Source organism: Blautia sp. 1033sp1_1033st1_G9_1033SCRN_220408 (genome assembly GCF_040929965.1).
GTDB classification, from domain to species: Bacteria; Bacillota; Clostridia; order Lachnospirales; family Lachnospiraceae; genus Blautia_A; species Blautia_A ammoniilytica.
Genome location: NZ_JBFKZO010000006.1, coordinates 97,813 through 110,661, shown reverse-complemented (window position 1 = coordinate 110,661; position 12,849 = coordinate 97,813). Strand labels below are relative to the sequence as shown.

Here is a 12,849-nt window from a genome sequence, read left to right as displayed (position 1 = left end):
AGGAACTGACAATGAAATACATTTGTGATGTTTGTGGATGGGAATATGATGAGGAGAAAGGTTATCCGGAAGGCGGTATTGCACCGGGAACCAAGTGGGAAGATGTTCCAGACGATTTTGAATGTCCATTATGTTCTGTTGGAAAAGATCAATTTTCAGCAGAAGAATAACTCTTGAATCACGAAGAAGTAATCAATGATACCCCGTTGGAAGACCAGCGGGGTATTTTTAGCAAGGAACAGACAGTATATACGCTGCCTGTGTCTTATTATAGAAAGGTAGGAATGATACGTGGCAGAGTTTACAAAAAGAGCGTTAGAAGAATCACTTAAGAGGATGCTTATGAAAAAACCGGTTAATAAGATCACGATCAATGATATTACCGAAGATTGTGGCGTTAATCGTGCAACCTTCTATTATCATTTCAAAGATATTTATGATCTGGTGGAATGGTCCTGTGAAGAAGATTCAAAAAGAGCAGCGGATGGAAACACAACGTATGATACATGGGAACAGGGCTTCTTGAATATTTTTTATGCAATTGAAGAAAATAAGCCGTTTATATTAAATGTATATCATTATGTAAGCCAGGAGCAAATCACACAATATTTATATAGGGTTGTTTATCGACTGATCAAGGATGTAGTTGAAGAATGCGCAGAAGGCATGAGTGTTCGGGAAGAAGATAAGAAATTCATTGCAGATTTTTATAAATTTGCTTTTGTAGGAATAATTCTGGACTGGATACGGAATGATATGAAGACATCACCGGAACAACTGGTTGCACGAATCAGTGCACTTATTGAAGGGGATGTGGTACGTATGTTGGAGAAGTGCCGCATAGATTGAGATTCCAACAAGTTGCTGTTTTTGTTGAAAAAAACGACAATGCAGCTTTACTGTTAAAGAATTCGATGGCACGGTTGTTTTGTTGATTGCAGGAGAATGACCACTAACATATAATCAGGGCATAACTAACAAACATAGAGTCGTCAAAGCTTTAGGAGGTATGATTATGTATTATTCAAGTGGTAATTACGAGGCATTTGCTCGTCCGAAAAAACCGGAAGGTGTGGATCACAAGTCTGCTTATATTATTGGCACAGGCCTTGCAGCACTTTCAGCCGCATGCTATCTTGTTCGTGATGGACAGATGAAAGGGGAGCATATTCATATTTTTGAAAAGGATCCTATTCCAGGGGGAGCGTGTGATGGATTTGAATATCCAGGCGTGGGATATGTGATGCGTGGCGGACGAGAAATGGACAACCATTTTGAAGTTATGTGGGATCTTTTCCGGTCCATCCCATCGATCGAAACAGAGGGAGTCAGTGTTTTGGATGAGTATTACTGGCTGAACAAGGAGGATCCTAATTATTCACTTTGCCGTGCCACTGTAAACTGTGGAGAAGATGCACATACAGACAAGAAATTTGCAGTTTCTGACAAAGCCCAAATGGAGATTATGAAGCTGTTCTTTACCCCGGATGAAGATTTATATGATAAGCGTATTGATGAATTCTTCGATGATGAAGTATTTGATTCAAACTTCTGGCTCTATTGGAGAACGATGTTTGCTTTTGAAAACTGGCACAGTGCCCTGGAAATGAAACGTTATATCAAGCGTTATATTCATCATATCGGAGGACTTCCGGATTTTACAGCGCTTCGTTTTACAAAATACAATCAGTATGAGAGTATGATTCTTCCGATGGTGAAATATCTGGAAAAAGCTGGCGTGGCATTCCATTATAATACCAGAGTGGTGAATGTTGAATTTCAGGTTGAATCCGATAGAAAACAGGCTACACGGATTGAAATTGTAACAGAAGGTGAAACTCGCTATGTTGATCTGACAGAAGATGATCTTGTTTTTATCACCAACGGCGGATGTGTGGAGAATTCTGCAATGGGATCCCAAAATACGCCGGCACCATATGACCCGGAAATCAAGCCAGGCGGTGGATGGGATATGTGGAGGCGTATTGCAGCCCAGAGTCCGGACTTTGGAAACCCGGATAAATTCTGCTATGACAGTGAACTGTGTAACTGGATGAGTGCTACTGTGGAAACGCTTGATCAGCGTATTATTCCGTACATTAAGAATATCTGTAAAAGAGATCCTTTCACCGGAAAAGTAGTAACCGGAGGCATTGTAACAGTTAAAGATTCCAGCTGGCTCCTGAGCTGGACCATCAATCGTCAGCCGCAGTTTAGAACTCAGCCGAAAGATCATTGCCTTGTATGGGTATATGCACTCTTTAATGACAGACCTGGTGATTATATTAAAAAACCGATGCGAGACTGTACAGGAAAAGAAATTTGTATGGAATGGCTGTATCATATCGGTGTGCCGGAGAATCAGATTGAAGAACTTGCAGAGAACAGTGCCAATACAGTTCCGGTTATGATGCCTTATATTGACGCATTCTTCATGCCCAGAAATGATACAGATCGTCCGAAGGTGGTTCCTGACGGGGCAGTGAATTTTGCCTTTATCGGTCAGTTTGCAGAAACAGCCAGAGATACTATTTTTACCACAGAATATTCTATGAGAACCGGCATGGAAGCAGTGTATACACTTTTAGATGTGGATCGTGGTGTGCCGGAAGTCTGGGGCAGTACCTACGATGTGAGAGATCTGTTAAATGCTACCGTAAAGCTTCGTGATGGAGAAGCTTTGACGCAGATGAAGCTGGGATTGAAAGAAAAAATAGCGATTAAAAAGGCCTTAGGGTTTATCGAAAACACAGATGTTGAAAAACTTTTGAAAGAATATGGCATTATTTAACCGAATCAAGCAAAATTCAAGTAAGATTTCCACATCAATTGGGGAAAACAATAAGCAGTGTGAGGAAACTTGCTATTGGATGTGCTTATGAAGAAAGACAGGTGAAAATTCCTTGAAAATCAAGGAGTTTGAGCCTGTCTTTTTTATTTTATAAAAACATATGGGCGAATAATATGATGTGAGGTGATAATATAGTGGATTGGCAATGGTATTTTTAATCACACATCGCTGTGTGAATTTTATCAGGGCAAGCTGTTACTCCATTTAACGATGTCTTTTGAAGAAAAGCCAAAGACTAACTTACCGTGCGACAATCTCAAATACTACCGTCAGCGAAAACAGATGACAACAAGGTATATAGCAGAAAAGCTGGATATTGTACCAGCGACTGTTATGATGTATGAAAACGGAAAGCATCCTATCCCTTATGATGTAGCTGTCAAACTGGCAGATATTTTGAAAATCGAAACGTCCTTGCTTTATGATGATTTTTCCCGTTTCCTTGCCGCACCCTATACCGAAGCGCTAAAGAGCGTTAGAACGGCTCTGGGGCTGTCACAGAAGGCTTTTGCAGAACGGATAGGGATTGTACCAAGCTACTACTATAAAATCGAAGAAGGCAATCGCAGACCGTCACGAAAGGTTTATCAGAAGATATATGCTGCGCTTGAAACGACCAGTCTACAAACTTCACTTTTAGGGGAGCATCCATTACAATGAAGGTGAAAGAAAAAACGATTGGAGGAGTGACTATGGCACAGAATTTGACTTATACCCGTTGCGGTGATTATCTTATCCCAGATATTCAGTTGAGCCACACAAGCGATAAACCGCTTGGAAAATATGGCAGGATGCGCAGAGCATTTCTTGCGGAAAACAATCCAATACTCTTGGATGACATGATTCTGACGGAGACCTTGTTTCCGCACTTATGGGAAATTGACGAAACTGCTCACCGTAGAGTGGAACAGATGATGAATGAACTTCTGGAGAAAAATCCAGCTCCGGATAAGTCAACCCAACAGCTTGCTTGGGTGCAGCACATGAGTAGCCTAAAAGCACAGGCAGAGGAAATCGTTAATACAGAACTGATTTTTTGCTAACAGAATATAGAATTTTTACTTAGGGCTGACTGTAACAGGTCAGCTCTATTTTTTTGATGGGACAATTCTTGAATTGCATTTCTGACAGTTCTTGCATTGTGCTTTTGACAATTCAAGAACTGTCAAAAGTACAATGCAAGAATACTGATAATAGTGATACTGATCCTTTTCTGTCTGTTATTTGTGGGTTGACACTTCTGCAAGTGTGATTATGACACTTCAAGAAGTGTCGTTTTGACATCTCTGGAAGTGTGAAAATGACACGGTAATAATACTGATAATAATTATACTGATTATAGTAATACTTATTCTTTCCTTTCCTTTCTGTAGGTGTTTCGACATATATGGTATATATGGCAAGGGTGCGGATGAGAACGGATCAGAATATTTATTGATTGAGAATTGCAATTTGAAATTGAATTTAGAGAAAAAAGAGGTATAATGTTCTTATAGCACAAAATTATGAGAAGTTGTGTTTGCAGGGGGTTGAAACATGGCTGTTTGTTATAATAAATTATGGAAAATTCTTATTGATCGTGGTATGAGCAAGACGGAACTTATTAAGGCTGCAAAAATTAGTACAAATGCCATGGCAAAACTGGGAAAGAATGAAGATGTACGAGTAGAGGTTTTGGTTAAAATATGCGGAGTGTTAAATTGCTCCATAGATGATATTCTGGATATCATTCCAGAACAGACAGCTTAAGGCAAGGAGGATATACTGATGAGTACTGTTTTATCAAAGAAACAAATGACAGAAGAAGACATCAAATTGAATTATATTACTCCTGCTATTATGAAAGGCTGGAAAGGTCATATCACGATGGAGACTAAAATCACGGATGGTCGCATCAATATCCGTGGAAACATCGTGGCTCGTAGCAAGCCTAAGTTTGTTGATTATATGCTTTACCTCAACGACGGAAAGCCTATTGCCGTTGTTGAAGCAAAGGACAATAACCACTCTGTATCTCATGGTTTGCAGCAAGCTATGACCTATGCTCAGATGATGGATCTACCATTTGCCTATTCCTCAAACGGAGACGCTTTCTATGAGCATAACTTTTTGACCGGACAGGAACAGCAAATTGCTTTAGATAAATTTCCGACACAGGATGAGCTTGTGGCGAGGTATTATGCTGAACTGAACGGCGGTAAGGGCATTTCTGATTTGGAAAAGAAAATTGTTTTACAGCCCTATTATTCCTCACAAAATACATATCCTCCACGATACTATCAGCGAAATGCTGTAAATAGAACCGTTGAAGCAATCGCCAGAGGACAGCAGAGATTGCTGCTTGTCATGGCTACCGGAACAGGCAAAACATATACTGCTTTTCAGATTGTATATCGTCTGCTCTGTTCTGACCTTAAAAAGAGAATTTTGTATTTAGCGGACAGAAATATTCTTGTAGACCAAAGTATTGCACAGGACTTCGCACCGCTTGAAAAGACAACTTACAAGGTTGATTTTTCTGACAAAGAATGTTTGAGAGAAATTGCATCCCATGAAGTGAATTTTGCCCTCTATCATCAGATGGTGGGACAGAATGACGAGGAGCATTTCAGGCAGATTCCGTCAGAATACTTTGACCTTATCGTGGTAGACGAGTGTCACCGTGGAAGTGCCAAGGAAGACAGCAACTGGCGCAAGGTTTTGGAATACTTTTCTTCTGCCACTCAGATTGGTATGACCGCTACTCCAAAGGAAAGTGAAAAAGTGTCGAATATAGATTACTTTGGAGAACCGGTTTACATTTACAGTTTGAAGCAAGGTATCGAGGACGGCTTCCTTGCTCCGTTCAAGGTCATCAATATCACGACCAACATCGGAGACGGATGGAGACCGTACCACGGACAGACTGATATTTACGGTAATGTGATTGAAGACCGCATTTACAATAACAGGGACTACGACTACAATATTATTCTCCAAGACCGTATTAATGAGGTTGCAAGGGAAATCACGGAGTACCTGAAAAGTACCGACAGGATGCAAAAAACTATTGTTTTCTGTGCGTCCGAAGACCATGCAGAGCGCATGAGGATTGCCCTTATCAACCACAATTCTGACATGGTTAAGGAGAGCCCAGACTATTGCGTGAGAATTACAGGCTCGGATGTTTATGGCAAGTCCAAACTTGATTATTTCATCTCTGTATCTGAGCCTTATCCAGTCATTGCAACAACTTCGGAACTCCTTTCTACCGGAGCTGACTGCAAGATGACGAAGCTGATTGTTCTCGACAAGACGGTTGAGAGCATGACTACCTTTAAGCAGATTATTGGACGAGGAACCCGTATCAGAGAAAAGGACGGCAAAACGCATTTCATCGTTATGGACTTTCGGAATGTGACAAGGCTATTTTCTGACCCTGATTGGGACGGCCCTGTTGAGCAGGACGAGGGCTTCCAACATGGCGGCTCTAAGCCAAAAGGCGGCGGACATGGCGGTGATGGAGGTAAAGAACCTCCTGTTGATCCCGTAGAGCCTCCTATCGTTGATAAGGATGGATGCCGAGTAAAGATTATCAACAAGACAGTTTCTGTCTATGATGCCAACGGTAAGTTGCTCAGACAGGAAGATATAATTGACTATACAAGAACCAATATCAAGGGCGAATATGCTTCTTTATCCGACTTTATCCGTAAATGGAAAGCATCGGACAAGAAGAAAACCATTGAAGAATCCTTTATGGCAATGGGTATCGACTTGAAAGCACTAAAAGCAGACCAAGGCATGGAAGATGTGGACGATTTTGACTTCATCTGCTATGTGGCATACGGCAAGAAGCCGCTGACCCGAAAAGAACGAGCTAATAATGTCAAGAAGAAAGACTTTTTCAGCAAGTATTCTGCCGATGCACAGGCTGTCCTTGATATATTGTTGGACAAGTACATGAACCAAGGTATCACAGAGGTTGAGGATATTAAGGTTCTCTCCCTTGCGGATTTTGCCAATTACGGTAAGCCTGCAAAAATTGTCAAGCTGTTTGGCGGCAAGGCTCAATATGAAGCCGCTGTTAGAGAGCTTGAAGCAAGTATCTATGAAGAAGTAGAGGTAGGATAAATATGGCGATGCAGTCAGGTTTTATAAAAAGAATTAGAGATATAATGCGTATGGACGCAGGTATCAATGGTGACGCCCAGAGAATTGAACAGATGGTATGGATGCTCTTTCTGAAAGTCTATGATGCAAAAGAAGATGATTGGGAGCTGAACGAGGACGCCTACGAATCCATCATTCCTGAAGAATTGAGATGGAGAAATTGGGCGAAAGCCGATAGCAACGGTCATGCTATGACTGGGGACAAGTTGCTGAACTTCGTCAACAACATTCTGTTCCCGGTGCTGAAAGGCAATGATGTGAAAGATGGTGATGCGGTTCTCTATGAGGGTATCAAGGTGACACCCGATACTCCAATTAAGAAAGCCATTGTCAAGTCCACCTTTGAGGACGCCAACAACTATATGAAGGACGGCGTTTATCTTCGTCAGGTCATTGATGTCATTGACGAGATCGAGTTTGACGATGTGAAGGAAAGCCACGCTTTCGGCTTTGTCTATGAGGAGATTTTACGGGAGCTGCAATCGGCCGGTTCTTCCGGTGAATTCTATACGCCGAGAGCAGTCACCGAGTTTATGGCATTGATGATAAAGCCGCAGCTGGGCGAAAAGATGGCAGACTTCGCCTGTGGCACCGGCGGATTCATCACTTCTTGGCTAGGACAGCTCTCCAAACAGGTAACGGACACCACCGCTCAGAAGCAGCTGGATGACAGTATTTACGGAATTGAGAAAAAGCCCTTTCCCTATTTGCTCTGCGTAACCAATATGCTGCTGCATGATATTGAGATTCCGAACATCTACCATATGAACTCATTGAAACACAATCTACTGGACTACACGGACGATGACAAGTTTGATGTGATCCTGATGAATCCGCCCTATGGCGGGCATGAGGACAAGTCCATTCAGGGTTTCTTCCCTGACGATTTGACAAGCTCCGAAACCGCAGACCTCTTTCTTTCAGTTATCATGTATCGCTTGAAGAAGAACGGCAGGGCTGCTGTTGTCGTGCCAGACGGCTTCCTGTTCGGGCTGGACAACGCCAAGGTGAACATTAAGAAGAAGCTCATTTCCCAGTTCAACCTACACACTGTTGTCCGGCTGCCCGGCTCTGTATTCAGCCCTTATACCTCAATCACCACCAATTTGCTGTTTTTTGACAACACCAAGCCGACCACAGAGACATGGTTCTATCGGGTGGATATTCCGTCTGACAGAAAACACTTCTCCAAGACGAAGCCCATGGACTTGAAGCACTTTGATGACTGCATTGCTTGGTGGAATGACCGAAAGGAAATTCCGGACGGCGAAAACTTCAAAGCGCAGAAGTTTACAGCCGAGTATCTGCTGAATGAACAAGGCTGCAACATCGATCTGTGCGGCTATCCCCATGAGGAAGAAGAAATCCTTGACCCGATGGACACCATCCGGGAATATCAGGAAAGACGGACTACCCTCAATGCGGAAATCGACAAAGTGCTGGCAGAGTTGGAAGCCCTGCTGCCGGGAGGTGTGAGAGAATGACGCCGGAACAGTTAAAAGCGAGCATTTTGCAATATGCCATACAAGGCAAGCTGGTGGAGCAGCGAGCCGAGGAAGGCACTGGAGAGGAACTCTTTCAGGAAATCAAGCGAAAGAGAGAAGTGTTAATAAAAGAAAAAATCATTAAAAAAGACAAGAGAACCAGCTCAACAATCAATTTCCGAGAAGTACCTTTTGATATTCCCGAGAATTGGATGTGGGTTACTCTTGGAAGTATATTGAATAAACTTACTGATGGTACTCACAGGACCCCTAAATATACCTCTACAGGAGTTAAATTTGTATCTGTTAAAGATATGAGCAACGGTTTCCTGTCGTTGGAAAACACTAAATTTATTTCTGAAGAAGAACACAAAGAATTGTTTGCACGATGCAATCCAGAAAAAGGAGACTTAATACTTTCAAAGGTAGGTACAACAGGTGTTCCCGCAATCGTAGATACTACCGAACCATTTAGTTTGTTTGTAAGTGTGGCATTGCTCAAATTCGATTGCGAATGTATAGATGTAGAATTTTTGTATTATATGCTTATGAGTCCTCTGGTACAAGCACAGGCTATTGAGAATACAAGAGGAGTGGGAAATAAAAATTGGGTACTAGATGCCATAGCAAGCACTATGGTTGTTCTTCCGCCTCTTGCCGAACAAAAGCGCATCGTTGCCAAGATTGAAGAACTCCTCCCTCTGGTTGACCTCTATGCTGCTTCCTATGAGAAGCTGGAGCAGTTTAACGCCAAGTTCCCGGAGGACATGAAGAAGTCCATTCTCCAGTATGCCATTCAGGGCAAGTTGGTGGAGCAGAGACCAGAAGAAGGCACCGGCGAGGAACTGTATCAGCAGATTCAGGCGGAGAAGCAACGGCTGATACAGGAAAAGAAAATCAAAAAGGAAAAGCCCCTGCCGGAAATTGTAGAGGATGAGATTCCGTTTGATATTCCGGAAAGCTGGAAGTGGTGCAGGCTATCCGACATCATCGATGTCCGTGATGGTACACACGATAGTCCGAAGTATGTTCCAGAGGGAATCCCGTTAGTCACAAGTAAAAATTTGAGCAACGGCATGATAGATTATGGCAATGTGAAATACATCACCCAAGAGGATGCAGATAAAATAAATGCAAGGTCTATGGTGGATGATGACGATATTCTTTTTGCCATGATTGGTTCAATAGGCAATCCTGTTTTAGTGAAAAAGGACAGAGAGTTATGTATCAAAAACATGGCTTTGTTTAAGAAGTTCGCTGATACTGATATTTCTATGCAGTATATGTACTGGTTCTTCTTCTATGCTCAGTACAAGCTAAAAAAAGAAGCATCTGGTGGTGTGCAGTCGTTTATCTCCTTGTCCAGATTCAGAGAATATTTAGTTCCGCTCCCACCCTTTGCAGAACAAAAACGCATTGTTGCCAAGATTGAAGAACTACTGCCGCTGTGTGAGAGATTGAGATAGCTATTGAAAGGAAAATAAACTATGAGTAAGTATAACCCGAACAAATTTATTGCTGCATTAGGGCAAAAGATGAATGGACATGGATTTCCCTCTTGTCCTTATTGTGGTGGGCAGAAATTCACTACAACCCAAAATTTTGCTACATTTTTAATAGCCGAAGATACCAAAAACATCAACTTAGGGCCGAATATTCCTGCTGGAATGGTGGTTTGCGAAAAATGTGGACACATTGAGTTCTTTGCAATGGGCCCTCTTGGACTACTAAGCACGGAGGAGAATGATGGCACCGGTAAGTAATGCAAATATAATCGATACCAAGGATGAAGGTATTGTAGTTAAAGAGACACTAATTAGCATATCTGATGAGAAACTAAGAAATTCACTGTCTCGTACATACGAAGAAGCACAAAAGGATATGAGCAAATTTCATTTTTATAATCTTTACAGCGTATTCTTTTCGATATCCAGCACATTGTTTTTATCCCTATTAACATCGGATTTCCACGCAATAGGTTCTGCAACGGCGGAAATGGTGACAGTGGGGGCCTGGGGGATATGCATTGTTTCAGGCTTTTTAGGTGGCATTCTGGCATGTTGTAAAGTTGCTAAAAAAAATGATACAAGTGCGCGTGATGCTGCAGTAGAAAAAGTATTCAAGCAACACATCACAAAGCAATAAATTTAATATTTATGAGATTAAAAGAAAAATTTTGTCCACTCTCGCTGGTCAAAAGCATATTGTCGCAAAGTGGTGAGAACTTTTGCTGCTGTGTGAGCGGCTGAAATGAGGTGAGAAGATATGAGTTTTAAAAAACTTCCTCAAAACTCAAAACATTTACTTGATCAAATTATAGCAGCCGACAATCCTGCTGATATGCTTGCAAAACGCTTCGATGGATTAACCAGTAGTGAAGATGCCGAACTTAGGAGTATAATTCGTGAACTTCGTGAAGAGGGGTTCATCAATGTTCAATGGGCAGATAATGTCCCCTATTTTGTTACAATCAACAACTCGGCTCGCACCTATAATGAACGTTTACAAGAATATGAGTCAGAGAAAAGAACCGGCGTCACTATCGACCAAAGTATAAAAATTGGTGACGGCAATAAAATTTGTGATTCGACCATTGCCAGTCTGATTCAAGAAACTGCTTCTCCTAAGAAAACATTCTGGGAAAAGCACCCGATATTAACGGGAGTCATCGGTGCAGTTATCGCTGGAGCTATACTCATGTTTTCTTTCTGGGAGAAAATAGTCACATTTATTGAGGGGGTGTTCTAATGGCAAAAAGCAAAATCATCAAAGACCTTGCAAATAGTTCGGTTGATACAATCACAGCACTAAAGAGAACCAAGGTGCTGGTTTCGGCTTTGAATAATGCAGAAATTTCAAAATGGCTTGATTATGAAATTTCTGGATACCCAACGGATGCGACCTTACCTTCTTACAGAAAAGTCCACGGAAGTTTGATGGGGTCTTACTTCAAAGGCTCAATGGCAAATCACATGACTTGGAATAATGTATCAATCCCTTTAGGGGAAATGCCAGATGACATTAAGGAACTTCTTTTGAGCGTTGAGTTCCATGAGGGTGTTGAAGCATTGAGGATGTTAACAGAAAAAAGCAAAGCCGTTGGTTTTGAAATCTCCAAGACAATTCCTGCCGACTGCTTTTCTACTATTGCACACTTCAATAATGACCCGTACATGATAATTACATCAGCCAGGGTAATTGTCGGAGAACATATCGTTAGCAATATTTTCTCAGTTATCGAAAACAAGCTTCTTGATATGCTAATGATTTTAGAAAAGGAATTTGGCTGTTTGGATGAACTGGATATTGATACCACGGCAAAATCTGAAGGAGAAATCGAGGCAATCAATAACAAAATCCTTGTTTTGGTTTATAACGATAAGAGGGTATCTATCGGAGACGGAAACAAAATCAAGGACTCAACCATAGCATCAGAAATCAAATAAATGTCCAAGCCAAAGGCGATCAACCGTAAAAAGTTGGTCGCCTTCATCTTCTGGATTTATAAAAAAATCCAGAATTCTTTTTCTTTAAGCGTTCAGAATGAACAAGCAGCCATCAATGAAATTGATGTTCAAAGGGTCCCAGGGAGATTTCCATGGCAAGTCATTTTGCCAATTGAGGCGAAGGAGAAAATGCAAAAATGAGCAAAGTGTTATAACTTTGCCCGGTTTGCCAGTTTTCTTCCAGCATATAACTTGTGCCCAAGTTGGGAACAAGTGCGGATTAACTTCTGCTCTAATTGGGCAGAAGTCGGATTAGGAACTTCCGCCCAATTTGGGCGGAGGTGTATCAGTTTTTATTCCCAAGTTGGGAATAATTTTGTCCACATATTATAGGCGTTACAACTTGGCAAGCAGTGCAAACCTGTACAGGTTTACTCATTTTCTTGATTTCCCCTCTGGGTCAATCTTCGTAAATTGCTTGTTGGGGAAGCATCCCCAATCCCTTTTGAACGCCACCTGTGGTGTCGGCTGCGCATTCATTCTGAATACTTTTACTTACTGACTTCTGCGCAATTTGCATAGAAGTTCAATTTTCCATAAACGAAAAAATGAAAACATGGGAGAAGTTTCCCCTGATTATTTATGTGATGTATGGCAATCCACTTCCCAACAATTTGTCGGGAAGTCTTGTGGGCAATTCGCCCACAAGTAACAAAAGTGCCAATGATTGGATACAACTTCATCCCAACTTGGGATGAACAACTTCGTGCCAACTTGGCACAAAGTTAAAAATAAAGGAAACAGAAAAACGAAAATCACTTCGACATAATTTGTGTCGAAGTTGAAGGTATGGGCTTTATGCTTGTGGACAGGTTAGCCACAAGACTGCTCAGGTACTTTTTGAAAATTAACTTCG

At 41.6% G+C, this 12,849-nt stretch carries 14 protein-coding genes; all 14 read left to right on the top strand.

What is annotated here, in order from left to right:
• Positions 1-11 precede the first annotated feature (11 nt).
• The 14 genes from AB5916_RS06690 to AB5916_RS06625 all read left to right on the top strand — a co-directional run bounded on the left by AB5916_RS06690 (position 12) and on the right by AB5916_RS06625 (position 12,134).
• Positions 12-170: a rubredoxin gene (locus AB5916_RS06690; protein WP_158422615.1), complete on the top strand. Its 159-nt coding sequence runs from the start codon at positions 12-14 to the stop codon at positions 168-170.
• 121 nt (positions 171-291) lie between these two features.
• Complete coding sequence (locus tag AB5916_RS06685) at positions 292-849, top strand: TetR/AcrR family transcriptional regulator (protein ID WP_158422614.1); 558 nt, start codon at positions 292-294, stop codon at positions 847-849.
• A gap of 166 nt (positions 850-1,015) precedes the next feature.
• A complete protein-coding gene (locus AB5916_RS06680) occupies positions 1,016-2,791 on the top strand; it encodes an oleate hydratase (RefSeq protein WP_368189877.1) in 1,776 nt (591 codons plus the stop codon).
• A gap of 270 nt (positions 2,792-3,061) precedes the next feature.
• On the top strand, positions 3,062-3,511 hold the full coding sequence (locus AB5916_RS06675) for a helix-turn-helix domain-containing protein (protein ID WP_368189875.1): 450 nt from the start codon (positions 3,062-3,064) through the stop codon (positions 3,509-3,511).
• A 32-nt stretch (positions 3,512-3,543) separates the two neighbouring features.
• Entirely contained in the window at positions 3,544-3,894 is a 351-nt protein-coding gene (locus AB5916_RS06670) for a TnpV protein (RefSeq protein ID WP_368189949.1), read from the top strand.
• Between the two features lie 493 nt (positions 3,895-4,387).
• A complete protein-coding gene (locus AB5916_RS06665) occupies positions 4,388-4,600 on the top strand; it encodes a helix-turn-helix transcriptional regulator (protein WP_118488449.1) in 213 nt (70 codons plus the stop codon).
• An 18-nt stretch (positions 4,601-4,618) separates the two neighbouring features.
• Positions 4,619-6,964, top strand: coding sequence for an EcoAI/FtnUII family type I restriction enzme subunit R (hsdR, locus tag AB5916_RS06660; protein WP_368189872.1), 2,346 nt, complete (start codon positions 4,619-4,621; stop codon positions 6,962-6,964).
• A gap of 2 nt (positions 6,965-6,966) precedes the next feature.
• Entirely contained in the window at positions 6,967-8,487 is a 1,521-nt protein-coding gene (locus AB5916_RS06655; protein WP_368189871.1) for an N-6 DNA methylase, read from the top strand.
• Complete coding sequence (locus AB5916_RS06650) at positions 8,484-9,953, top strand: restriction endonuclease subunit S (RefSeq protein WP_368189870.1); 1,470 nt, start codon at positions 8,484-8,486, stop codon at positions 9,951-9,953. Before AB5916_RS06655 ends, AB5916_RS06650 begins: the two co-directional genes overlap by 4 nt.
• A gap of 21 nt (positions 9,954-9,974) precedes the next feature.
• A complete protein-coding gene (locus AB5916_RS06645; RefSeq protein ID WP_368189868.1) occupies positions 9,975-10,250 on the top strand; it encodes a hypothetical protein in 276 nt (91 codons plus the stop codon).
• Positions 10,231-10,632 (top strand): hypothetical protein, encoded by a 402-nt coding sequence (locus tag AB5916_RS06640; protein ID WP_368189867.1) that lies wholly within the window; start codon positions 10,231-10,233, stop codon positions 10,630-10,632. The genes AB5916_RS06645 and AB5916_RS06640 overlap by 20 nt, the downstream gene beginning before the upstream one ends.
• 120 nt (positions 10,633-10,752) lie before the next feature.
• Positions 10,753-11,235, top strand: a complete 483-nt coding sequence (locus AB5916_RS06635) for a hypothetical protein (protein WP_368189866.1) — start codon at positions 10,753-10,755, stop codon at positions 11,233-11,235.
• A complete protein-coding gene (locus tag AB5916_RS06630; RefSeq protein ID WP_368189865.1) occupies positions 11,235-11,933 on the top strand; it encodes a hypothetical protein in 699 nt (232 codons plus the stop codon). The genes AB5916_RS06635 and AB5916_RS06630 overlap by 1 nt, the downstream gene beginning before the upstream one ends.
• Entirely contained in the window at positions 11,934-12,134 is a 201-nt protein-coding gene (locus AB5916_RS06625) for a hypothetical protein (protein ID WP_368189864.1), read from the top strand.
• The last annotated feature ends 715 nt before the right edge of the window (positions 12,135-12,849 follow it).